17 protein-coding genes and 1 riboswitch are annotated in these 25,510 nt (G+C 42.7%); of the genes, 9 read left to right on the forward strand and 8 right to left on the reverse strand.

Features of this window, described 5'->3' with window-relative positions; translation table 11 throughout:
* The first annotated feature begins 102 nt into the window (after positions 1 to 102).
* The 3 genes from AC570H_RS09475 (at position 103) to AC570H_RS09485 (ending at position 3,630) form a co-directional block, all read left to right on the forward strand.
* A complete protein-coding gene (locus AC570H_RS09475; RefSeq protein WP_497354047.1) occupies positions 103 to 2,655 on the forward strand; it encodes a hypothetical protein in 2,553 nt (850 codons plus the stop codon).
* A 178-nt stretch (positions 2,656 to 2,833) separates the two neighbouring features.
* The gene (locus tag AC570H_RS09480; RefSeq protein ID WP_497354049.1) at positions 2,834 to 3,202 is read left to right on the forward strand and encodes a hypothetical protein; all 369 of its coding nucleotides are present in this window, start codon (positions 2,834 to 2,836) and stop codon (positions 3,200 to 3,202) included.
* 104 nt (positions 3,203 to 3,306) lie between these two features.
* Complete coding sequence (locus AC570H_RS09485; RefSeq protein WP_497354051.1) at positions 3,307 to 3,630, forward strand: hypothetical protein; 324 nt, start codon at positions 3,307 to 3,309, stop codon at positions 3,628 to 3,630.
* Between the two features lie 76 nt (positions 3,631 to 3,706).
* On the opposite strand, the gene AC570H_RS09490 is transcribed toward AC570H_RS09485, so the two are convergent.
* Together AC570H_RS09490 and AC570H_RS09495 are read right to left on the reverse strand one after the other, a co-directional pair.
* Entirely contained in the window at positions 3,707 to 4,573 is an 867-nt protein-coding gene (locus AC570H_RS09490) for an OmpA/MotB family protein (RefSeq protein WP_497354053.1), read from the reverse strand.
* Between the two features lie 468 nt (positions 4,574 to 5,041).
* Entirely contained in the window at positions 5,042 to 5,401 is a 360-nt protein-coding gene (locus AC570H_RS09495) for a winged helix-turn-helix transcriptional regulator (RefSeq protein WP_497354055.1), read from the reverse strand.
* Positions 5,402 to 5,480: 79 nt separating this feature from the next.
* Here AC570H_RS09495 and AC570H_RS09500 point away from each other — a divergent pair, with 79 nt between their 5' ends.
* The 5 genes from AC570H_RS09500 to AC570H_RS09520 all read left to right on the forward strand — a co-directional run bounded on the left by AC570H_RS09500 (position 5,481) and on the right by AC570H_RS09520 (position 9,704).
* A complete protein-coding gene (locus AC570H_RS09500; RefSeq protein ID WP_497354057.1) occupies positions 5,481 to 6,368 on the forward strand; it encodes an NmrA family NAD(P)-binding protein in 888 nt (295 codons plus the stop codon).
* A gap of 60 nt (positions 6,369 to 6,428) precedes the next feature.
* Entirely contained in the window at positions 6,429 to 7,235 is an 807-nt protein-coding gene (locus AC570H_RS09505) for a helix-turn-helix domain-containing protein (protein WP_497354059.1), read from the forward strand.
* Positions 7,236 to 7,292: 57 nt separating this feature from the next.
* Entirely contained in the window at positions 7,293 to 9,029 is a 1,737-nt protein-coding gene (locus AC570H_RS09510; protein WP_497354061.1) for a serine hydrolase domain-containing protein, read from the forward strand.
* Between the two features lie 131 nt (positions 9,030 to 9,160).
* Positions 9,161 to 9,550 carry a MerC domain-containing protein gene (locus tag AC570H_RS09515; protein WP_497354063.1) on the forward strand — a complete coding sequence of 130 codons (390 nt, stop codon included), beginning with the start codon at positions 9,161 to 9,163 and terminating at the stop codon, positions 9,548 to 9,550.
* A gap of 4 nt (positions 9,551 to 9,554) precedes the next feature.
* Positions 9,555 to 9,704, forward strand: a complete 150-nt coding sequence (locus tag AC570H_RS09520) for a hypothetical protein (protein ID WP_497354065.1) — start codon at positions 9,555 to 9,557, stop codon at positions 9,702 to 9,704.
* Here the strand turns inward: AC570H_RS09520 and AC570H_RS09525 are convergent, their stop codons facing one another.
* The 3 genes from AC570H_RS09525 to AC570H_RS09535 all read right to left on the reverse strand — a co-directional run bounded on the left by AC570H_RS09525 (position 9,705) and on the right by AC570H_RS09535 (position 13,840).
* Positions 9,705 to 10,091, reverse strand: a complete 387-nt coding sequence (locus tag AC570H_RS09525; protein WP_497354067.1) for an acyl-CoA thioesterase — start codon at positions 10,089 to 10,091, stop codon at positions 9,705 to 9,707.
* Between the two features lie 57 nt (positions 10,092 to 10,148).
* Positions 10,149 to 12,452 (reverse strand): 5-methyltetrahydropteroyltriglutamate--homocysteine S-methyltransferase, encoded by a 2,304-nt coding sequence (metE, locus tag AC570H_RS09530; RefSeq protein ID WP_497354069.1) that lies wholly within the window; start codon positions 12,450 to 12,452, stop codon positions 10,149 to 10,151.
* A gap of 159 nt (positions 12,453 to 12,611) precedes the next feature.
* A riboswitch (cobalamin riboswitch) is annotated at positions 12,612 to 12,812 on the reverse strand.
* Between the two features lie 287 nt (positions 12,813 to 13,099).
* On the reverse strand, positions 13,100 to 13,840 hold the full coding sequence (locus AC570H_RS09535; RefSeq protein ID WP_497354071.1) for a 3-oxoacyl-ACP reductase family protein: 741 nt from the start codon (positions 13,838 to 13,840) through the stop codon (positions 13,100 to 13,102).
* Positions 13,841 to 13,931: 91 nt separating this feature from the next.
* On the opposite strand from AC570H_RS09535, the gene AC570H_RS09540 reads away from it, so the two are divergent.
* Entirely contained in the window at positions 13,932 to 14,309 is a 378-nt protein-coding gene (locus AC570H_RS09540) for a winged helix-turn-helix transcriptional regulator (protein WP_497354073.1), read from the forward strand.
* Positions 14,310 to 14,359: 50 nt separating this feature from the next.
* On the opposite strand, the gene AC570H_RS09545 is transcribed toward AC570H_RS09540, so the two are convergent.
* The 3 genes from AC570H_RS09545 to AC570H_RS09555 all read right to left on the reverse strand — a co-directional run bounded on the left by AC570H_RS09545 (position 14,360) and on the right by AC570H_RS09555 (position 25,422).
* Complete coding sequence (locus AC570H_RS09545; RefSeq protein WP_497354075.1) at positions 14,360 to 14,836, reverse strand: DUF6265 family protein; 477 nt, start codon at positions 14,834 to 14,836, stop codon at positions 14,360 to 14,362.
* 75 nt (positions 14,837 to 14,911) lie between these two features.
* Positions 14,912 to 15,727: a DUF6597 domain-containing transcriptional factor gene (locus AC570H_RS09550; RefSeq protein ID WP_497354077.1), complete on the reverse strand. Its 816-nt coding sequence runs from the start codon at positions 15,725 to 15,727 to the stop codon at positions 14,912 to 14,914.
* An 86-nt stretch (positions 15,728 to 15,813) separates the two neighbouring features.
* A complete protein-coding gene (locus tag AC570H_RS09555; RefSeq protein ID WP_497354079.1) occupies positions 15,814 to 25,422 on the reverse strand; it encodes an MBG domain-containing protein in 9,609 nt (3,202 codons plus the stop codon).
* Between the last annotated feature and the right edge of the window lie 88 nt (positions 25,423 to 25,510).

A 25,510-nucleotide genomic window follows, 5' to 3' on the forward strand; every position in this document is an offset into this window, starting at 1 on the left:
AAATGACGATCAATTTATGAACACAGACATAATTCTGAACATTGATTTTCTTTTAAGTTAAGTCTTATCTTCGCGTGAAATCGATTGCAACACGCTAAAAAGATGACTCAATTTATTTTAGATGAACTCAGGCATTTAATTCTAAAAAAAGTTGGAATTCGCGTAGTCTGTCCTTCAGACTGCCAGGTTATTGCATTGGCAATCAGCAAAAAGGTAAACAAGAGTATCAGCGAAACCACGATTAAAAGATTATTTGGTTTTGCGGCCATTCATCACCAATTTTCGAAGTTTACCATCAATACCCTTTTAGAGTACGTTGAAAACGACGATACCAATGCCGTTACAGATGCGGCCATTAACGGCAATCCTTATACTGGCGACAAAGACTGGGATTACCTGATTGCAAAAGCCAGAACGCTTTCAGAAAGTACCATTAAGCGGATCATCACACAGAGTGAAATCCCCTACCACCTTACTATAAACAGAAAGTTTGCCGAACACGACTTCAACTATTTCTATTCCTCTAATTATATATTTAGTGCATTTATTGCACAGGCAGGCTACGGAAAGAGCATTTTGCTCAGTCATTTGGTACAAAACCTGTTTCTTAAACCGGGCGCCAAATATGCACAAGATGTGGTTTTGTTCCTGCATGCTGAACGCGTGTTCAATGTAGAAAGCGATACCCAAAATCTTGAAAACGACCTGCAACAACTGCTTGGCCTTTCTACCGAGAAGGATATCATTACTTATTTTAATGAACAGCACGCCAAAAACGGCAAAAAGCTGGTCTTAATTTTTGACGGCTTCCACGATATATTAAGAAGGAGTGGCTTAAAGCCAAAAATATTCGACAGTATCGTTAAATTGCTCTGCGATTTAGAAGGCAGTCCGGCCATTAAACTGGTATTGAGCATGCGCTCTTACGCCTGGAGAAGATTTTACCAAAATATTCGCCATTCTCATTACTTAAAAAGCAAATGGTTTGCCGGCAGCTATTTCAGGGCTATTGAACAATCGAATGTACCAACGCTCACAGAAGCCGAGGTAGATATATTATTTGGCAAGATAAGCTCGTTTCCTGCGAAAAGGCTTAACCCAGAACTCAAATACCAGCTCAAGTATCCTTTCCATATTTCTTATTACTACGAGCTCAAACCGCAATATCCAGAGAATGAATACCGGACCAATCTCATTTTTTATGAGATGACACTCAAGTATCTTTCTAAAAAAATATACAATTCCAAGCATGCTGTCGAGAAACTAATCTTGTGTAAACAGCTTATCCAGTTGAGCAATTATGGAAAAAAGGGCAATCGGATCGATAAAAGCCTATTAATGGACGAGTTTACGGTGTTTAGGGATGCCTATATGGAGCTTTTGCTCGATGGCATCCTCATCGAAGAACAGCACCATGAACACGGCTTCCCTATCGAGCTTGTTCGTTTTATTCATCCGCATATTTTCGAGTATTTCCTGTTCAAAGAAACATTGGAGCAACATCAGGATCAAATGAACAGCGTTTTCTTCGATTCGGTTATTGCAGAGCACAGCACCAATAAACTGGCATTGCCACTCTTAAAATGGGCCACTTTCTTTACGATCAAAAATGCCGATTTCGATCCGATTATGCTCCTGCTCAACCTCAAACTGGGCCGTTGGGAAAGCAATCAGCTCATGCTGTTCATGGCTGAACAATTTAACTATCAGTTACAAAATGAGCCAGATAGCCTGAACGGATTAAAAAAACACAGCATCCATAAAGAACTACTCAGAAAGTTCACGGAAGTAGATTTTATCGATCCAAGCTATTGCAACCTGCTTAAAATTTTTAGCGAAATCAGCCAAGATGAAGAGGTAAAAGCAACCTATTACTCCATGTTGTTCATTTTTGATTGCCTCTCGCTCCAGATAAACAAGCTGCAAGCCCATATCGAAGAGTTTAATACTGCAAATCATCCATTAAAAAATTGGCCGGTACATCCCGCAACATTCGCTTCATTGTTAATTCAACTGCTTAAAGGCAATAACATTAACGAAGATCCTGATTTTATAAAACTTGGCCTAGATCATAACAGCCCAATCCTACTCGAGAAAATGTCTGGAGCGCAACAATTTGTTTCGAGCATATTCCTCATCATTATCCAATGGCTGCACGGCGACTTAGATCAGGTGGTGAACACGATCAACTCGATCAAAAACTTTAAGCACGCGGGTTCGATTTCTGATTATTATTCCATCTACATGCTCCATTTATTGGCCCTCGCCTATTCGCAAAGCGGAAAAACCAAAAAAGCCAACCAGTTGGAGCGGATTTTAAACCATATCCACGAGCACCCCTTAAGGCCGGATGCAAGCCCATGCGCCAAAGACCTGCAACAATTGGTATTGGCCCAGCAAAACCTGAACAGAAACAATTATGAACAGGCGCTTGTGCACGGGCACGAAAGTGTGGAACGCTACAAAAAGAACCATTGCTTCGCATTGCAAATGGTTGCCTACCAGATTTTGATCAGAACCTACCTCGAAACCAAAGACATAGACAAGGCCAACGAGTACCGTTACATCGTGCTTTGCCTATTGGATGAAAAGGGAATCAGCTCTAGTCTGTTCAGCCTGCAGGCCAATACTTCCAACAGCATTATAAATCCTTAAATACAATCGTTTGAACAGCGATTTAAAGCAATGAACAGCCTTGTTCAGCACCTCAAAAACAGCCCTAACTTGAACAAAAAGAACGTACACAATTCGGTCTTATCTATGGTTATTTGTAAGCATAAGATTAATGCTGATGCGACATTTAAGGTACATATTAGGACTTTTTTTAATTTGTTTGAGCTTGAATTCAAATGCCCAAACTGGTTGTCTTTTACCTAATAATACGCTTTATACTTCAAAAGTAAATCCTGGGCTAATTGGTGCTGTTCTTGCTGCCTTATTAGGTGGACAATCCTTATACTATGATTCGCCTAATGCTGTCTTAGCTGGCTCACAATGCTATTGGACACCAAGCTCAACAGCAGTTCCTTGTAGTGTATGTTCTGGCGGTATTTTGGCGGGACTTTGTCTAGGTACGCTTACACAAGGAGGGTCGGAAGGAACATTTATCATGGAATGCGACCTCGACGAACATACCTGGGCCTTGCTCCTTGGCGCCAGTGCGCTGGGCGTTTACCTCATCAAAAGAAAGGGATTAATTTAAGCCAAACGAACTCTATGTTAAGTCGAAAAAGCTCGCTTAACATAAACATAATATGAATTTAAGGCCTCCATAGCCTAATTTTGCAAAAACTCCTAATTAATTTCATGAAAAAGCAAAAAGTAAAAACGCTCTTAAAAATTTCCAGAAAGAACGCGAAAAAAGATATTCAGGCAGATTTAACCAAAGCTTTACAAGAAGTAATCAGCAAATTCGGAAAAAGCTCTAAAAAGCTAGATAAAGTAGTAAAAAGAAGCGCCGATAAACTGGCTAAGGAATTGGCCAAAGAGCTTAACCTAAAGCCAGAAGCTGTTGAAGAGGCTAGCGAAGCAATAATAGCCACAAAAGCTAAAAAAACTGCAGGCGAAAAGCCAGCAAGCGCAAAACCTGCCAAAAGCAAAGCGCCAAAAGAAGCTCCAGTAGAATCTTAATCGAATAGATAAAAGAAAGCCTCAGCTACGAATGTAGCTGAGGTTTTTAACTATTAATTAACTAACTATTAATCGATTATGGCTTGTTAGGCGTTTCTGGTGCTTTGCCTATTAATTCCATAAATTGATCCAGTTTTGGTGTAATGATAATCTGCGTGCGCCTGTTTCTGGTTTTGCCCGCTTCGGTATCATTTGCGGCCAAAGGATTATATTCGCCCCTGCCGCCAGCAGTTAAACGCTTAGGATCTACCCCATAATTGTTCTGTAGCGATTGTACCACAGACGAAGCTCTTAACGCACTTAAATCCCAGTTGTTTCTGATATTTGGTTTTGCAATCGGTACATTATCGGTATTACCCTCTATCAGCACATCGTAACCTTGGTAATCTTTAATGATTTTAGCAATTTTAGATAAGGTTTCACCCGCTTTGTCAGAAATCTCATAACTGCCCGATTTGTAAAGCATATTATCTGAAAGCGAAATATAAACCACTCCTTTCAATACCTGTACATCTACATCAGTCATCTCTTCCCTACTCAATGAACGGGTTAGGTTATTGGTGAGGACCATGTTAAGCGAATCGCTTTTGTTTTTTGCATTAACCAATTGCTGGATGTATTTATTCGAGCTGTTGATCTCATCAACCAGTTTAGAGATGTTTACATTGCCCTGGCTGCTTGATGTTAAACATTTGTTGAGTGCTGCCTGCAAGGCCGCTGCATTCGATTTTTCGGCAGTAAGTTGCTCTTCCAGACTTTTTATTCTAATTTTTGACCCTGATAAATCTTTTTCACTGTCTTGCAAACGCTGGTTCAATTCCTGGTTGCTCTGTTGGAGCTTGGTATTGTTAGTTTGAAGTTCAGCATATTTTTTGTTGCTCACACAACCTTGTGCCAATAAGCCCGTAAGCATTAGTAGCGGCACCATGTTTTTTAATCTCATATTCCTTAACTTTTGATTAAATAATTATCTGTATAAACAAATAAGTGCTAAGAAAGTTTGCCCAACGAAAAATGCCTGCTAACAAGAAAAGGATTTTAGCGCATCGAAAACCTAAAAATTGGGTTTCTCTTTAAAGGTAGACTGTTCTTTTGGTTCTTCTAGTTGTTTGATTTTATAGTCGAACCATAACCATACGGAAATAAAAATAATTACAAACGCCAATAAAATTGCAATAAGCGAAAGCAACGATTTAGAAACCCTAAAGCCAAACAATAACCTGTGCACCGTCATTTTGTAATACGTGTTGTCTTAAAAGAAAATAGCTCTCTCGGTTGAGATGTTAAAACATGGCATCAACCAATTAAAAATACCGAAAAAAAGTGGCCTGTAGTAATGCCAACCGCCTAAAACGGCCTTAATCGAGCATTCAGTTTATTCATTTTAACAGGTGGGTTGTTCAGTGGCAACTCAAACCGTTTTGCCTTGGTCTTTCCTTGCCCAATCTGCCATGGCTACCAATACCGGTGTAAGTTCATTTCCTGCCTCTGTAAGGTCATAAACAACAAACGGGGGTACTACAGGCTCCGCCTTACGATTAACCAAGTTGTCGGCCTGTAACTGCTTCAGGTGTTGGATGAGCATTTTTTCGGTGATCGGGGGAATGGCGCGTTTCAGTTCGCTGTATCTTTTTGGTCCGCTCATGAGCTGATAAAGGATAATAGGCTTCCAATAGCCGCCAATTTTATTCATCACATAGCTAACCGGACAATAATCTTGCGCCAGTTCTTTATTAAAATTACGCGTAGAGCTCTCTTTAACCTCGGTCATGATACATACTTTGGGGTAAGTACTTGTAAAAAAGTAAGTACAAATATAGCTTTGTATCACAATTAAAAAAATAAACATCATGAAAATTACAGTAACCGGATCAATCGGAAATATCAGCAAACCCTTAGTGGCACAATTGACAAAAGCAGGGCATGAAGTAAAAGTAATCAGCAGCAATGCCGAAAATAAAGCAGCTATCGCCGCATTGGGTGCCGAAGCACTGATCGGCTCAATTGACGACATCGATTTTCTTACAGTTGCCTTTAGTGGTGCAGACCTTATCTACACCATGGTTCCCAACAACTTCGCAGCTACAGATTATAGAGCTTACATTGCTGGCATTGGCCGAAATTATGCCATTGCAATAGAAAAATCGGGAGTGAAACAAGTCGTTAACCTGAGCAGCATTGGTGCCGATCAAACTGGCGGTACCGGTCCTATTGCGGGCTTGCACGACGTGGAAAACACCTTTAATCAATTGGCCAATGTAAATGTGCGACATGTAAGGGCAGCTTATTTTTTCACCAATTATTACAACGACATCCCTTTGATTAAGCATTTGAATACCATTGGTGCCAATTACGGCCCAGATACAAAAATGCTTTTGGTACAGCCAGAAGATATTGCCGATACCATTGCACAAGAAATTGAACAAGGATTTACCGGAAAAAGCTATCGCTATATAGTTGGCGAAGACATCACTGCTGCACAAGCCGGGCAGATTTTAGGCGAAGCAATAGGTAAACCCGATTTACAGTGGACAGAATTTACCGATGAACAGGCACTTGATGGGATGCTTCAAGCGGGATTGCCTGCCGAAATCTCTAGAAACTATGTAGAAATGGGCGTTGCCTTGCGCACAGGCTTATTAAGGGCAGATTACGAAAAAACCAATGGCCAAATTACAGGAAAAAGAAGCCTGAAGGATTTTGGAAGCCAGTTTGCTGCCAAATTCAATCAAGCCTAATCTTAATGCTTAAACTTGTTCCTGTTTGTAACCAACAAAGCCTATATTTATCTAATTGATATGCTAGAGCTACAAACAGGAACTTTTTTTGGCGCACACCATAAAGTGATCAACCTACCTGGATTGGTGATCACAGATACCCAATACACCAAAGACAAAGTAGATTGGCATTACCACCAGAACCCTTATTTTACTTTCCTATTGCAGGGAAGCATGCTCGAAGCCAACAAAAAGGAAAGTTATGAATGCCTGCCTGGCACCCTGCTTTACCATCACTGGCAAGACGCCCATTACAATGTTAAAGGACCCGGATTTGTACAAGGATTGCATGTTGAATTAAGTCCCTTTTTTGCAGAAAGGTTCGAGCTCAGCCACAGCCCTATCGAAGGAAGTCTGCAACTGCATCATCCGATGCTCAAATCTATTTTCCAGCAGCTTTACCTTGAAAGCAAAATCAACGATTCCATTACGCCCATTGCCATCGAAGCACAGCTGCTAAGGGCTTTCGAACTGCTTGGCAAAGAACAGCAATTGACCAACAATAGCCATCCCAAATGGGTAAAGAAGGTAAAAGATGCCTTGCATGAGTACACGCATTCAGACTTGAATCTCAGCAAATTGGCCCTAATAGCCGATGTGCATCCCGCGCACCTTTCAAGAGATTTTCCTAAATATTTCAAGGCCTCCATTGGTCAATATCTGCGTCAGTTGCAGCACCAAAAGGCTAGTCATTTGTTGCTAACAGATGCTTCTTTAACAGAAATTGCCTATAGCTGTGGATTTGCAGACCAGAGCCACTTTATCCGGCGGTTTAAAAAAGAGACAGGCCTCAATCCATTGAGCTATAAAAAAATGATGCAACGTTAAAAATATTCTATTTTTTGGCGAATTAACTCCCTACTATTGCCCCCATAAAATAGCGATATGACAATCAAAACATCAATAATTACCTTTTTCTTGGCCCTATCAACTTTCTGGCAAAGCCGTGCGCAAGACATGAAAGCCTATGAGGGACATTGGGAAAGTACCTTGCCTAACCAACAGGCTTTTAGTCCAAAGGTTACCATCAGTCCGATTAATGCGCATGAAGCAATATTCATCCTAACCAGCCTGAATGGTTCCATCCGACAACAATTTTCGTTTACTCCCGACAAAGAATTTGAGGTAAAACTAAGCGATGACTTCATTTTCAAGGGATCTTGGGATCAAAAGAAACAGTGTGTCACAGGATTTATCAAATCTGGCCAGTGGTTTTATCACCTCCAGCTTGCCAAAAATGCAAAGCATGAATTTGAGGCTACCTGGAATATTTTATTGACCCAAAAATTCAATTCACCATTTTACTTAAGCATAGAAAATGCCAATGGCGAGCAATATGAAGCTTATGCCTTTAGTTCGGAAGCGCGCTATCCAGGCTTTTTTTGTTATGATTTCAAAAAGAAGGACGACCTTATCTCTTTCCGCGATTTTAGAACTGGTTTAACTTTTAATGGAAAGCTGGAAGACAAGCAACTCCCTTTGGAAATTAAAATCGGCAAACTCTTATTGGCCAAATTAATGCTCAAATCCTCTGTAAACGAATGGAATTTAAAATCTAGTGCTCCACCAACACCATACTCCAGCCAGCAACCTCAACAGCTTAATGATGACTTAAAGACCCTCAGCTTAAAGCAAAGCGGATTTAAAATCAATGAAAGCTACCTCCAAAAAATGGTAGATAGCATTAACGCCAACAAAATCACCAATACACACAGCGTATTGATTGCCAAAAACAGCCAATTGCTTTACGAAGCCTATTTTGGAGGCAATGATGCAGCTTCACCCCACGACATGCGTTCGGCTTCGAAAAGTATTTCTTCGGCATTGATCGGTATTGCCATTGACCAGCATATTTTACTTGATACAGCTCAAAAATTAGTCGATTTGTTACCTCCATCCTACCAAAACTTGATGACGGCCCCGCGTAAACAGGCCATCAGTTTGGGCAGCCTGCTCACCATGAGTTCGGGGCTTGATGCGGTAGATTTTGGGATAGACCGAAAATCTGTAGCGGCCGAAGACAATTATCAACCTACCAGCAACTGGGCTAAAACAGTGTTAGAAGCACCGATGATCAATTATCCGGGTATCCATGCCAATTATGGCTCGGCCAACCCCTATTTGCTGGGTTTTGCATTGGCCAATCAATTGGGACCACAAACGCTGGGTTTTATGGATCAAAACCTGTTTAAGCCTTTAGGGATAGACAATTACATTATTCAACAGGATGAAAAGGCCAACCCCTATTTTGGTGGCGGTGTTTTCATGCGCTCTCGCGATATGCTCAAATTTGGATTGTTATATGCGAATAAAGGCCAATGGAAGGGCAAACAGCTCATTAGCAAAGATTGGATAAATGCTTCATTCAAAAATTACCTGATGTTGGAAAATCATCCTGAAAAAAATGGTTATGGCTTTTTGTGGTGGCACTACAGCTACAAAATCGGCAACAGAAATATCGAATCCATTGAAGCGCGTGGTGCCGGTGGCCAGTATATCTTCATTCTTCCGGCATTAGATATGGTGGTGGTCATTACTTCTGGCAATTTTAGGAACGGCAGGGTATGGCAACCAGAAAAGATAGTAGAAAATTATATTTTACCTGCTTTCATTAACAATTAGGCCCTTTTTAAAAAGCAAATGCAACAGCCTATTCCCTGTTGCATTGCTTAACTTAACTATTAATAATGATGAGGTTCAAATATATATACATTATTTTATAAATGCAACAAAATTGCATTTATATTTGTAACATGAAATCTCGTTTAAATTCCCAACTGTTCGACAAGGTCGGCATGTCAGCCTCGGTAGCCTGCGCCATACATTGTGCATTGCTTCCCATTGTACTTACATTACTACCTATCGTAGGCTTAGAGTTCCTGGCCAATCCGGCTATAGAACTGAGTATGATCATCCTTTCCTTAGGCCTTGCCTGTATCGCCTTATCCAGTGCCTATAAAAAGCACCGAAAAGCATTGCCATTTGTTATGCTGATGCTGGGCTTTGCTTTTATTGCCTTCGGCCATTTGATACACGCTATAGAAAGCTACCTGATTCCTTTGGGTGGTTTGCTGATTGCCATTGCGCACTTTATCAACCTTAAACTCACCAAATCATGTAGTCATAATGGCCCTAAACCTTAAAATCATGCATAAAAAGAAACTCTTATTTGTGACCCTTTTATTGCTGATGACTACGGTACAACCTGCCTGCAAGCATGAGCAAATGGATACCAGAAAGCTCTACTTAAAATACCTGAAAAGCCATATTCGAAAAACAGCCGATCCCGTTCGGTAATTATTTAAGGATAGGTACCGGCTTTTTCTCCTGATTGATCGAAACAAAGGTAAAGTCGCCGTGAACGGCCAATTCCCTACCCTCGGCATACATCTGTTCAATGTAGATTTCTACATTTACTTTCAGGCTGGTATTGCCTACATGAACCACTTTGCCTATAAGCTCTACAATGGTTCCGGCAGGAATTGATTTTTTAAAATCGATGCGGTCGCTGCTTACGGTTACCATCATCTGCCTACTGAAACGGGTAGCCGTAATAAAAGCCACTTCGTCCATCATGTGCATGGCCGTTCCGCCAAAAAGGGTATCGTAGTGATTGGTGGTGTTTGGAAAAACCGCTTTGAAAATGCTGGTTTGAGAAGCGTTTATTCTTTCTGCTAAGGTCATAATTTAAAAATTAACCCAAGCAACCTTAATGGTTACTTGGGTATAGGTGATGATTTATTAATTTTTTCGCATTTCTTTGGCGGCTTCTACCATTTCGATCAGGGCGCTTTTGGTTTCGTCCCAGCCCCTAGTTTTAAGACCACAATCTGGATTTACCCAAAGTTGCTCAGGCGCAATTACCGATTTAGCTTTGTTGAGCAGGCTGATCATTTCTTCACGTTTGGGCACCCTTGGCGAATGGATATCGTAAACTCCGGGTCCAATTTCATTTGGATATTTAAAATCGGCAAAGGCATCCAAAAGCTCCATTTGCGAGCGCGAAGTTTCAATAGTGATCACATCGGCATCCATATGGGCAATGTGCGCGATGATATCGTTAAATTCTGAATAGCACATGTGTGTATGGATCTGGGTATCGTCTTGCACTCCACTCGCCGCAATTTTAAAGGCATTTACCGCCCAGTCTAAGTATTCCTGATGCTTTGCTGTTTGCAATGGCAAGCCTTCCCTAATGGCTGGCTCGTCTATCTGGATAATCTTGATGCCAGCCTGCTCTAAATCCATAACCTCATCACGTATGGCTAAGGCTATTTGCGCACAGGTAACAGCGCGTGGCTGATCATTGCGCACAAAAGACCACTGCAAAATGGTAACCGGCCCTGTAAGCATACCTTTCATAAACCTGGTGGTTAACGATTGTGCATAAGTGGTCCATTTTACTGTCATGGCATTTGGCCTGTACACTTCCCCATAAATTATAGGTGGCTTTACACAACGAGAGCCATAGCTCTGTACCCAACCATTTTTAGAAAAGGCAAAACCAGCCAATTGCTCGCCAAAATATTCTACCATGTCATTGCGCTCAAACTCGCCATGAACAAGCACGTCTAGGTCAATTTCTTCTTGCCATTTTACGGCTTTTGCGGTTTCTTCGGCTATCAATATGTTGTATTCTTCTAAAGAGATCGATCCATTTTTGAGTTTCGCGCGCCAGCTTCTCACTTCGGGAGTTTGTGGAAACGAACCAATGGTAGTGGTGGCATAACTTGGCAGTTTTAAGGAATTTCTTTGCTTCGTCCTGCGATCGGCAAAAACACTGGTTCTTTCAGAATCCTGTGCCGTAATTGCCGCTACCCGTTTTTGAACCGTTTGGTTATGGATAATTTTGGCATGCCTACGGTTGTGCTGTGCCAATTGGTTATCAGCCAGCTGTTTGTTCAAGGCAGGAGTTTCTTCGCCATTGGCCAATTTTTTCAAAGCCACTACCTCTGCTATTTTTTGTTTGGCAAAGGCCAGCCACTGCTTAATTTCTGCCGACAGGTTTTTCTCATCGGTTTCGAGGTCCAAATCGCATGGAGAATGCACCAATGAACAAGATGGCGCTATCCAAACCCTGTCTTTGCCCAATATGCTTACCGCTTTTTCAATGAGTTGCAAAGAGGCATCGAAATCATTCTTCCAAATATTGCGTCCATCAACCACACCTAAAGAAAGGATGGCATTTGGAGGGAAAACCTCCAATACCTTGTCCAATTGTACAGGCGCACGCACCAAATCAACATGCAGCACATTAAATGGCAAAGAGGCCACCAAAGGGAAATTGGTATTGAGGTCTTCAAAATAGGTAGCCAACACGATTTTTAGGCGTGGAAATGCCTTCCTGATCTCCTTATAGGCATTGCTGAAGGCCTGCTGTTCTTTTGCAGAAAGATCGAGGCAAAGAAAGGGCTCATCAAACTGTATATATTCCACGTTTAAAGCTTCTAGGCGACGTAAGATTTCGAAATAAACTGGCAATAGATTGTTCAGTAGCGATAGCTTATCAAAACCAGCCTCTTTTTCCTTGCCCAGCAACAAATAAGAAACCGGACCGATCAATACGGGTTTAGTGGTGATACCCAATTGTTTGGCTTCATAAAACTCGTCGATAATCTTGGTAGAGAAAAGCTTGAATTGTTGGTTTTTATAAAATTCGGGTACGATGTAATGGTAATTGGTATCGAACCATTTGGTCATTTCCATGGCTACCACATCCAGTCCGTCTTTTTGATAGCCCCTGGCCATGGCAAAATACAGGTCGAGTTCTACATTGCCACTCTTTAGGATTACTTCGTTGTAGCGTTTCGGAATCGCTCCAAAACAGAATGAATGGTCTAGTACCTGATCGTAGAATGAAAAGTCGTTAGATGGGATTACATCAATACCTGCTTGTTTTTGCAGTTCCCAGTTGGCTTGCCTCAGGTTTTTACCTACCTGAAGCACACTTTTGAAGGTGGTTTTGCCTGCCCAATAGTTTTCGCAGACCTTTTTAAGTTCGCGCTGGCTACCTATACGCGGATAGCCCAAATTTTGCGTTTGCATCTTTTAAAGATTAAGTGAATAAAATCATTAAAAGCCCTACGCCTTATCCGTACTTTGGCAATAATAAAATGGAAGGGAAACAATGCAGACATGCCAATCCCATTAGGAAAAGGCTCAAATTGCATCATACCAGACCAATGGCTTTATTACGCGAAAGCATCGTCAATTCGATAAACGGCAGGTCTCCTGACTTATCCCCCATCTTATCGCCTTCCCATTTTGATTGCTCGAAACAGTGGCTTTATGATAAGATCGTTGCCTTTACAGGCAGGATTTACAGTTGCGCGACAGCTCGTGATTTGCACACGATTCCCTATTAACCTCGATATTACACCGAGGACCGATACCGGTTGATGAAAAATAAAGTGAAGAACTTACATCGGGGTAAAGGTAGGGAATAGAAAGGTAATTTTTGCTTTTCAGTTGACAGTTTTCAGTTATCAGTTTTGGTTAATAGTTCATGTCAAATCGGCGTATCGTCATTGCGAGCGAGCGAAGCAATCTTTTATCAATGAGTTGTAAGCGCTAGTTTGCAGTTCTCGGCTTGCAATTAAACCGCAAAGCATACAAGCACCGATCTTTGCACGGTTCTTGTATGCTTTGCGGTCAAACCAGTCAGCCAATGAACTAATGAACCAATGAACCAACTAAGCGTTCAATCCACCATCAATAGTCAAGGCACTGCCGGTAATGTATTTTCCTTCTTCGCTGGCCAAAAAAGCCACCAAGCCAGCAACATCGGCCCCAGTGCCATATTCTGGCAAGGCCATGCGGGTTCTTAAGAAATCGGCCAGTTCGCTATTTGCCGGGTTCATATCGGTATCAATTGGACCTGGTTGTACCACATTTACAGTAATGCCTTTCTTGCCTAAATCTCTAGCCAAGCCACGTGTAAAGCCTTGAACCGCAGCTTTGCTCATTACGTATAATGTGCCACCTGGACCACCTGCATTATCGGCCATATTGCTGCCAATAGTAATGATACGGCCACCTGTAGGCAAGTGTTTTACCGCAGCCAATGCCGCCGCATAAACCGCTCTTACATTTACCGCCATTATATCTTCATAATCTTGTAGGGTATGCTCTTCAAATGCACTTCCGATATAAATTCCGGCGTTGCTTACCAAAATATCAAGTGCACCAAATTGCGCAACGGTTTGTTCAACCGCTGCTGTTACGGCAACAGGATCGGCACTATTGGCTGCAATGGCTTGGGCTTGGCCACCATTGGCATTAACTTCTTGCACCAAGGCTTCTGCTTTCTCTGGAGAGCTGTGATAAGTAAAGGCTACAATAGCGCCTTCGGCTGCTAATCTTTTAACGATGGCGGCACCAATGCCACGGCTGCCTCCGGTTACTAGGGCAATTTTATTTGCTAATTTTTTCATGATTTTTCTATTTTTTCTTCAAAATTAAACAGCTTTCTTCTATATTTGATTGTACACGATAAATTGTTAGGTACTAACAAAAAAGTAAGTAATGAGAAAAGAGACTTCAACCAACGCCATTAACGAAAAGCAGATTAACGACAGCTGTGGCATGGCCTATTCGCTGCATGTATTAGGTGGCCGTTGGAAACCAGCCATTTTATGCAGACTAACCTATGGTACCTGGCGTTTTGGTGAGCTGAGAAAGAGCATTGATGGCATTTCTGAGCGGATGCTGGTGGCACAGCTACGCGAATTGGAAAACGACAGGGTGATTGAACGCCTGGTTTACCCAGAAGTACCACCACGTGTAGAGTATCGTTTAACTGCCTTGGGCGAAACCATGAAACCCATGCTTAAGGCTATGTCTGACTGGGGCAATATGCACCGAGAAACGGTAAATCCTACCGAAATTGAGGAATTGGTATAAACAAAAAAGCCCCTTAAAGAGGCTTTGACTTATGCTTGAAGATGCATTTGTTAATCTTTTCTGCGCATCTTGAATTTTTGCGATTTGAATTTGCCGTTGATCGTGCCTGAGATTTCGGCTACCAGCGAATCTTTGTTGATCTGTTTATAGCTGATCTGTTGCGGAAAGTCGTGGGCAGGGTTTTCAAATACCATTTCGGTTGCTGAAACAGTTTTAGCTTTAAAACTAACTGGTTTGCCACCATTCTGGTTCTTCACCGTTGGAATATAAAAAAGACCATCGGCTTGCTGTGCCAATTTGATGTTTTCAAAAACCATGGTATCTTTCTCTTTGATCACGTAGCTTTTACCATGAAATTCGGTAGACGATGCCTTTACCCAACTTTCGTACATCGTGCCACGGGCCGTTTTTTGCTCCCAGGTGCCAATCAGCCATTTGGTTTTGTCTAAATCTGTAAATGCTGCTTTAAAAGCAAGGGCAACAATTGCCACGAAGGCCAATGCAAGGCCACACATCATTTTTTTCATAAGTATCCTCTGTTTTAAATTTATAAGACAAATTTGCGCATCAGCAAATACAAAAAATTGTAAAAACACGACAGCTTATTCCGAGCTAACCAGTAAAGCCGAAAGTTGCAGGTTAGCGGCATAGAACTTCTTCGGACTGATGCCCGTAAATTCTTTAAAATCCTTGATAAAATGAGCCTGATCGTAATAAGAAGCCTCATGAGCCACATCCGTTAAATTATCAAAACGTTTTTCCAACAGCATTTTTAAAGCCGTCTGTAGTCTTATAATCTTATTCAATTGCTTTGGACTTAATCCCACGTTTGTGGCAAACTTACGTTCCAATTGTCTACGGTTTATCTTGAGCTGTTCGCTCAATTCACCTACAGAAAGCTGTCCGTTGAGGGCAAGCATGGCGCTTACGCAGGATTTGACCAAATTATTCGCAACTTCAGTTTCCTCAAGTTTATGGAGCAGAAATGTTTCAGCGATTTTAATCCTTTCGGCAGTAGTTTTTGCAGCCAACACTGCTTTTTCTAACCGAAGTCCGGCATCGCCAAACAACTCGGCCAAAGGAACGGCTCTATTTTCTAGTTGTTGTGCATCGAGCTTTGTAAAGGGCAAAAAACCATCTGGATTAAAACGGACTGCGAAAATCCCGGTTGCTCCAGTTGGTGCAATGTCTAACGCTGAGGTAATTTGACCAAAAACAAAACAGCGGGACTGAATGACATAGGTCTCTTCGCTTTGATATTGCTTGTACAGGTCGCCGTAATGGAAAATCATTTCCATACAGCCATCGGGCACAATTCTTTGCTTCTGTTCGCTCGCCAAAGCAGGACTTTCTAGAGTCCAGGCACATTTGACAAAGGCGTTGAGTTCGGGACTGATTTGAAAAGTTTGATAATCCATGTTGCTCCTATTACCCAAATATAAGGAAATAAAAAGGGGCATCAATTGCTTTGAATGCCCTTTTTATTTGTTGCTGTTGAAGAATCTTACCTCAACAAGGTTATAAAGCCCTTCTTAGTACCAAAACCAGTTCCAAAATCAATAATGTAATAATAGGTACCTTCAGCCAATGGCGAACCATTGAGCGTGGCATCCCAATTGTTTTTATAGCCTTTTACCTTAAAAATGGTTTTTCCGGCACGGTCAAAAATGGTGACCGAGTTGTTTGGATACAGATCGATATTTTCTACAGTCCAATAATCATTTACGCCATCACCATTCGGCGAAATAATATTAGTGGCATTTAAGGTTTTAAAATCCTCTTTTACTTCTATGGTGATGCGCTGGGTACTGCTTCTTCCATAAATGTTGCTTCCGGTAACCGTATAAGTTGTAGTTAGCGAAGGACGAACGGTTAAAGTCGCGCTGTTTTGTCCGGCTACAATTCCATTTGCCGTAGCCCATTGGTAGGTTACTGCTCCCATTGCCGTTAACAAAGCTGTTTCGCCTTTGCTAATGCTATTGCCAAGGTTGCTGGTAATGGCAATGATTGGCGCCGGATTATCCGCAATTTTCAAACTTTGAATAACCGGATCAGCGGCTATGTAATTGGCGTTTCCGGCTTGGCTTGCCGTAATGTTTACCGTACCTGCTTTGAGGATCTCAACCTGATTGCCATTAATGATCCGGGCAATGCTTACATCGCTACTGGTGTAACTCACCGTCAAACCTGAACTGGCTGTTGCCGTAAGCTGAAATGGCGTATCGGTAGAGAGCTTATCTGGCAAAGCTGCAAAGCTGATGGTCTGTGTGGTGCCATTAATGGTTAAAGTACCAGCAACATAAGTGATCGCATAATTTTGCGTCACTGCTCCACTAGCCGTAATCGGATAAGTACCAGCCAGCGAAGACAGCGTAGCCGGAGTACTTAAATTAACCGGGGTGGTGAATACAGTAGCATTTTCTGTACCTACGAAACCCGAATAGCTTGCCGTTAAAACAGGATTGGCCTGATTGAATAATTTGGTTTTGTTATCGGCAGTAATGACCAAGGCTTTTTTGCCAATAGCAAAGCCTGCACCTGTAAAGTTTAGCGTATAATTACCGTTCAGTGCCAAGCTATTTTGATTGATGGCATAGGTGCCAACGTTCTCGCCTGTTGTTCTTGAAAGTGAACCTGAGAAGCTATCACCGGTTACTAAAGCTGGACTGAAAGTGTAAGTCAAGGCTGGATCTGAATCGCCATAGGTTTTGCTTTTCGCATCAGCGATGACATTAATCGTTTTCTTGCCGATAGTCAAATCTGCTCCAGTATAGTTCACGATATAGTTGCTATTCAGCGCCAAGCTGTTTTGATTGATGGCATACGAACCTATATTCTCGCCCGTTGCTCTTAACAATGAACCTGTAAAGCTGTCGCCTGTTATTAAAGCCGGACTGAAAGTATAAGTCAAAGCTGGATCTGAATCGCCATAGGTTTTGCTTTTCGCATCAGCGATGACATTAATCGTTTTCTTGCCGATAGTCAGATCAGCACCAGTATAGTTCAAGGTATAGTTGCCACTTAAAGACAAGCTATTTTGATTGATGGCATATGAACCTATATTCTCGCCCGTTGTTCTTAAAAGCGAGCCTGTAAAGCTGTCGCCTGTTATTAAAGCCGGACTGAAGGTATAAGTTAAAGCTGGATCTGAATCGCCATAGGTTTTGCTTTTTGCATCAGCGATGACATCAACCGTTTTCTTGCCGATAGTCAAATCGGCTCCAGTATAGTTCAAGGTATAGTTGCCACTTAAAGACAAGCTATTTTGATTGATGGCATAGGCACCCACATTCTCGCCCGTTGTTCTTAAAAGCGAGCCTGTAAAGCTGTCGCCGGTTATTAAAGCCGGGCTGAAGGTATAAGTTAAAGCTGGATCTGAATCACCATAGGTTTTGCTTTTTGCATCAGCGATGACAGCTATTGTTTTCTTGCCGATTGTCAGGTCAGCACTGCTATAGTTCAAGGTATAGTTGTTGTTCAACGCCAAGCTGTTTTGATTAATGGCATAAGCACCCACATTCTCTCCAGTTCTTCTTGAAAGCGAACCTGAGAAGCTATCTCCGCTTACCAAAGCTGGACTGAAAGTATAGGTCAAGGCTGGATCAGCATCGCCATAGATTTTATTTTTAGTATCAGCGATGACATCAACCGTTTTCTTGCCGATGGTCAAATCCGCACCAGTATAGTTCAAGGTATAGTTGCCGTTCAGCGCCAAGCTGTTTTGATTGATGGCATAAGCACCTACATTCTCTCCAGTTGTTCTTGAAAGCGAGCCTAAAAAGCTGTCGCCACTTACCAAAGCAGGACTGAAAGTGTAGGTCAAAGCTGGATCAGCATCGCCATAGGTTTTGCTTTTTGTATCAGCTGTTGCAGTCACAACCAAAGGATTGATCACTAAATTGCCAATGGCAACTACAGCCGTATAATTCGCATTGCTTAATTGTGCCACTATCTCGTAAGTACCTGCATTTGTTGGAGCTATTGCCTGTCCATCATAGCTTAAGCTTATTCCGGTAATTCCATTCGGAACAACATTTACAGTTGGCGTTTTTGCCGAGCCATCATAGCCCTGCACCAAATTAGTCAAGCTTAAAACCGCAAGGGCCTTATCAACCGTTAGGATTTGAGGTACAACTGTTGCTGCATTATAATTGGCATTGCCTAATTGCGATGCGGTAATCTCTGTTGAACCAGCGCCTACGATGGTCAACACATTATTAGTAATGGTAGCTACATTGGTGTTTGAACTTGTGTAGACGATTGGATTTCCTGATCCGCCACCTGTTGCCATTAAATTGAAAGGCAAATCACCATAGGTTTTGTTCGCTAATGGGGCAAAGCTGATGACTTGCTCTTGTTGAACCACCGTTAATTGTTGTGCTACATCAACAGCTGCGTTGAAATTGGCATTCCCTGCCTGCGATGCGGTAATATTTGTCGTGCCCGATCCAACAATCGTTACCTTATCACCATTAATAGTGGCTACGTTGGTATTGGAGCTCACGTAAGTAATCGGAATACCCGAGTTTCCACCGGTCGCAGCTAAATCAAATGGGGCATCGCCATAGGTTTTGTTTGCCAAAGGCGCAAAGCTGATGGTTTGGTCTTTTTTATCAATGGTTAGCGATTGCTGCACAGCCGTTGCCGCCGTATAATCTGCGTTTCCTGCCTGATTAGCCGTAATAATCGTTGTTCCTGCACCAACTATGGTTACTTTATTGCCAGTAACGGTAGCTACACTGGCAACAGAACTGCTATAAGTTACCGGATTTCCCGAATTGCCACCTATTGCCGTTAAATCGAAGGCAGCATCTCCGTAAGTTTGATTCGGCAATGCACTAAATACAATAGCCTGATTGCCTATTACATGGATTATTAAATTAAAATGGTTTGTTCCACTGGCATTTGTAGCGCTTACCTGATAGGTTGCCGATGAAGAAACAACTGTTGGCGTACCACTAATGATGCCTGTGATTGGATCTAAATTCAACCCCATAGGCAATGCCGGATTAATGCTATAAGTTGCCAATCCGCCAGTATTTATTGGTACTATTGGCGTTATCGCTACATCTATGGACAGATTTTGTGGCGTAACGTAAGTGATATTGGCTAAAGGAATTGGCGCAACCACAATGTTGAAAGGCGCTACAACAGTTCCCCCATTGCCATCGTTAGCTATAATCTCTACGGCTAAAGTACCTATCGAACTATGAACTGGCGTTCCGCTTAAAGTTCTGGAAACCGCATCAAAGCTTAGCCAGCTAGGCAAAGCCGCACCGCCCGTTAACCTGGCGGTGTAGGTTAATGCATCGCCTTCGATATCCTGAAAAGTATTATTGGCAAAAGTAAAGGCAAAAGGAGAATCTTCTACCCCGTTTTGCGTCGGTATGGCATTCGCTACCGTTGGCGCATCATTAACTGATGCTACATTGACTGTACTGTTGATGATATTGCTAGGCAAAGCACCATCACTAACGGTAAAGCTGATTGTTCTAACCGCTGTTGAGGGATGTGTAGAGCTATTTTCATATTTTACCGAGCGCAAAGCCTCTTGAAATTGGGCTAAAGTAGCACCGCTTGTAGAATTTAAACTCAATATTCCAGTAGCAGGATCAAACATACCCGTAACATCTCCCATGGTAGATGGAGCATTTACAAATGAAAGTACATCTTGTCCTGATGCATAATTTGTACTGATGGCTACCGTTGCCGAGCCTAAAGTTGTATGGTCTACATCATTTAAGCTAATGCCCGCATTTATTACACTGGCTGGATCTTTTTCAGTATAGTTCAAGATGCTTGTACCCGCTAAAACTGGCGCATCATTAACTGGCGTGATGTTAATGGTGCTCGAAATTACATTACTATTGGCTATTCCATCATTTACCATAAAATTGATGGTTCTCGGCGCTATTGACGGATTAAAAGAATTGTTCACATATTTTACCGCGCTTAAGGCCTCTCTAAATTGGGCCAAGCTAGCCGTTGTTGCTGTGGTGAGTGTAATTGTACCTGTAATTGGATCGAAAACACTTGTAATATCGCCCATTGTAGCAGGCACATTTGTTAGCGAAAGTTCATCCTGCCCTGCTACATAGTTTGTACCGATGATAACCGTAGCCTTAGTCAGGGTCGTATTGTCTACATCATTTATTGTAATTGTTCCGTTAATGATGCTGGCAGGATCTTTTTCAGTGTAGTTTAAAATGCTTGTTCCAGCTAAAACCGGTGCATCGTTAACCGCAGTGATGTTAATGGTACTGGTAACTACGTTGCTGTTCAACGAGCCATCGTTTATTATAAAACTAATAGTCCTTGGCGCCGTTGAAGGGCTAGCAGAACTGTTCGTGTATTTAACCGCACGCAAGGCTTGCTGAAACTGCGCTAAGCTTGCTCCTCCTGTCGAGTTTAAACTCAATATTCCCGTTGCCGGATCAAAGACGCCGATAATATTGCCCATGGTGGCCGGATTACTGCTTAATGAAAGTATGTCCTGGCCCGAAATAAAGTTTGCACTGATGCTTACTTGCGCGTTGGCCAAAGTACCATTATCAGCATCGCTTAGCAAAATAGTTGTATTAACCGTACTTGCGGGATCTTTTTCGTTATAGTTTAAAACACTTGTGCCAGCTAGAACTGGTGGTGCAGGGTTAATGGTAAGTGCAACGGCATTGCCAGTAGCCTGTGCAAAATCATAATTTCCATTGTTCGCTGTTAGGCCAGTGCCGTTAATGCTGTATTGTCCAACTGGACTAACCGCATTGGCAGGAGAAGTAAAACTCAAGGTTCCAGTAGTGGCCGAAGTCAAATCTTGTCCCAACAAGAAACCCGTTACCATGCCCGAAAATGCCGGATTGGGATCTCCATAAATCCTCGAAGCCGGATTGGCTACATAGGTTAGGCTAGCTGGATTGATGGCAAATGCCGAATTGTTAGCCGATGCCTGTGCCAATACATAGTTTCCGTTGTTAGCAGTTAAGCCAGATCCATTAATAGCATACAAACCTACATTGCTAGCCGTAGTTGCCGTTGTGCCAAAAGCCAAGGTTCCAGTGGTGGCCGTGGCCAAAGTTTCGCCATTGGCAAAACCGGTTACCGTACCAGAAAAAGCAGGGTTTGAAGAGCCGTATATTTTTGAAGCACTATTGGCTACATAAGTTAAAGTAGCCGGACCAATGGTTAATGCAGTGTTATTTCCAGCTGTTTGCGTAAAAGTGTAATTGCCGTTATTTGCGGTTAATCCATTTCCGTTAACAGCATAAGAGCCCACATTACTGTTTGCAACAGCCGTACTGGCAAAAACCAAGGTTCCGGTAGTAGCTGTAGCCAAAGTTTCGCCATTGGCAAAACCGGTTACCGTACCCGAAAAGGCCGGATTTGGCGTGCCGTATGTTCTCGAGGCACTATTGGCCGTATAAGTTAAAGCAGCTGGCGTAATAGTTAAGGCAGTACTGTTTCCAGCTGTTTGCACAAAATTATAGTTGCCATTATTAGCGGTTAAGCCACTTCCAGTAACCGGATAGATACCTACATTGCTGCTTTGTGTAGCCGTACTTGCAAAAGCCAAGGTGCCTGTGGTGGCTGTAGCTTCTGTTTCGCCATTTATAAAACCAGTTACCGTACCAGAAAAGATAGGATTAGGCAAACCATAAGACCTCGAAGCTAAAGATGCCGAGTAAGTTAACGTTGCAGGATTGATAGTAAAGGCAGTGCCATTGGCTGCATCCTGGGCAAAAACGTAATTGCCATTATTCGCTGTTAAGCCGCTTCCGGCAATTGGATAAACACCCACATTGCTGCTTGTAGTGGCAGTGCTTGTAAAAGCCAAGGTTCCTGCAGTTGTTGTGGCCAAAGTTTCGCCATTGGCAAAGCCGGTTACCGTACCAGAAAATGCAGGATTAACTGTACCGTAGGTTTTTGAAGCATTATTGGCCGTATAGGTCAAAGTAGCAGGTGTAATGGTCAATGCCGTATTATTTCCACTAGCCTGTACAAAGTTATAATTGCCGTTGTTAGCCGTTAGACCGCTTCCATCGATAGCGTACAAACCCACATTGCTGGCTGTAGTTGCTGTGCTACCAAAAGCCAAGGTTCCCGAAGTAGCGGTGGCCTGGGTCTGCCCCAATACAAAACCGGTTACTGTACCTGAAAATGCAGGATTTGGCGTACCGTATGTTCTCGAAGCCGGATTGGCCGTATAAGTTAAAGCAGCCGGACTAATGGTCAGTGCAGTACTATTTCCAGCTGCCTGTGTAAGGGTATAATTACCATTGTTAGCGGTTAAGCCACTTCCATCAATAGGATACAAACCCACATTGCTGTTTGCAACTGCTGTACTGGCAAACGCCAAAGTTCCGGTAGTGGCCGTAGCCAAAGTTTCGCCATTGGCAAAGCCAGTTACCGTACCCGAAAAAGTTGGATTGGATGCACCATAAGTTTTGGAAGCACTGTTGGCCGTATAAGTTAAGATGGCTGGCGTAATGGTTAAGGCAGTACTGTTTCCAGCTGTTTGCACAAAATTATAGTTGCCGTTATTCGCTGTTAAGCCACTCCCAATAACCGGATAGGCACCTACGCTGCTGGCGGTAGTTGCCGTTGTGCCAAAAGCCAAGGTCCCAGTTGTTGCCGTGGCCAAAGTTTCGCCATTAATAAAACCGGTTACCGTACCAGAAAGTATAGGATTAGGCAAACCATATGATCTCGAAGCTAAAGAAGCTGAGTAAGTTAACGTTGCAGGATTGACAGTAAAGGCCGTGCCATTGGCCGATGCCTGCACAAAAACATAATTGCCATTGTTGGCCGTCAAACCGCTTCCGTTGATCCCATACAAACCAACATTGCTGGCTGTAGTTGCTGTGCTACCAAAAGCCAAAGTCCCTGTGGTTGCCGTTGCCAAAGTTTCGCCATTGGCAAAACCTGTTACCGTGCCCGAAAAAACAGGATTTGATGCACCGTATGTTTTTGAAGCGCTATTCGCCGTATAAGTTAAGGTGGCTGGCGTAATGGTTAAGGCAGTACTGTTTCCAGTTGTTTGTACAAAATTATAGTTGCCATTATTAGCGGTTAAGCCACTTCCGATAATCGCGTAAGAACCTACATTGCTGTTCGTAGTTGCTGAAGTATTAAATGCTAAGGTTCCTGTGGTTGCCGTAGCCTGGGTTTCGCCATTGGCAAAACCCGCTAATGTACCCGATAAAGTCGGATTGACACTACCGTATGCCCTTGAAGCGGTATTGGCCGTATAAGTTAGCGTAGCTGGATTAATGGTCAAAGCGGTACTATTTGCAGCAGCCTGCGCAAATGTATAATTGCCATTGTTGGCTGTTAAGCCACTTCCAGTAACCAAATATGTGCCCACATTACTGCTTGCACCAGCCGTACTCGAAAAAGCCAAGGTTCCTGTGGTTGCGGTAGCTTGGGTTTGGCCATTGGCAAAGCCTGTTAACGTACCTGTAAAAGTAGGATTTGTAGCGCCATAGTTTCTTGAAGCATTACTAGCCACATAGGTCAAGGTAGCAGCTGTAACCGTCAATGCGGTAGTGTTAGCACCTGCCTGCAAAAAAATGTAATTGCCATTATTGGCTACCAAACCACTTCCGTTGATGGCATAAGATCCTGCATTGCTGGCACTGTTTGCAGTGCTGCCAAAAACCATGCTTCCAGTGGTAGCCGTAGCTTCGGTCTGCCCCAACACAAAACCCGTTACCGTACCCGAAAAGGCAGGATTGGTTGCTCCATAAACTCTTGTGGCAGAATTTGCGGTGTAGATTAGCAAAGCAGGACTAACCATTAGTAAGCCATTAACTAAAGTAATCGCATAATTGGCAGTAACATCAACACTAGAAGCATTTAAAATAACTATAGAGCCGTTCGTAATGACCACGTCGTAATTGCCTACATTTGCCGAGCCGATTGCACCGGCGCTGCTTAAACCAGCCTGGAGTATATTCGAACCGACAAGCAAAGATCCTGCAGAAACACGCACCAAAGAAACCATGTTACCTGATAAATCTGTTGCATTCCCATAATTTTTTGCAATGGTTAAGACTCTTACCGTTATTGGAATTTGATTTACGGTACTTGTACCTATTGCCGAGGTTTTGGCAACAGCCGAAGTACTGCTAAGGTTAATTGTACCGCTGTAGTTTCCGGCATTGTTACTGGCTGCCAGCCTTACATATACTGTTGTTGCACTAATCGTACCTGCTGCGCCTACTGTAACATTCGGACCAAAGCCACTGCCTGCGCTTAAGCTCACTTCAAAATTGGGAGGTGCCGCAACCAAAATACCCGCTAACATATTTGCGCCAGAAACGGTAAAGCTGCCTGGAGCAGATGCCGTTCCATAAGTACCATTGGGAATGGCCGAAACCGCAGTTGACGTAATGGTAGGGATTAAAGTGGTAAAACTCTGCTGATTGCCATAGCCTATAAAAGTGTAAACCTGACCATTGCTTGCATCGGTAAACGAGTTGATGGCATAAGCCCTTACATTATACGTAGTACCCGGAGCCAAACCATTAGGCGTTCCCGAAAAACCACCCATACCACTACCCATTGCTACTTTGCTATCGGTTACCGTTGGCGTTGCTGGGCTTGTTGCATACACTACGCCATGTTCAGTAATTGTTGCACCACCGTTAAAGGTTACAAAGCCCCCCATGGTGGCATTATTTATACCTATTGAACTTGCCAAATTGGTAGTTAGTGCAGGGGCACCAAAGAGACCATCTCCACTTAGCTGCAACCCAGTCCCATTTACTACGTTCCAAGTACCTACCCCAATTGGCGGAGGCAGTTCTGTATCAGCTCTGTTGTAATAATAGGCGTTGCCTGTTTGGCAGGTTGGATGATCTTGGCTCGAATCCATCACCCAGGCATTAAAATTCTGGTTATTGTAATTGATGCACCAACGGATATTGTAGGTGTAGGTCGTACCAAAACTATCAGTTCCTTGAGCCGAAAAAAACACTTTGCCATTGTATAAACCCCCGCTTTTGTTTAAGGTAACCGGAGTGGTTTGATAAGCATCCTTATAAACTATCGAGTTTTGGCCACAAGCCCAAACGGCAATAAAAAGCAATGGCAACAAGAAGTAGAGTTTCAGTTTCATGAGCGTTGGTTTAGCATTAATAGATGGCATAAAGGCTACCCCTATTTAAAGAGATAGCCTATTTATGGTTTGAGCGTTAGTAATTCTT

Source organism: Pedobacter sp. B4419 (assembly GCF_059693725.1).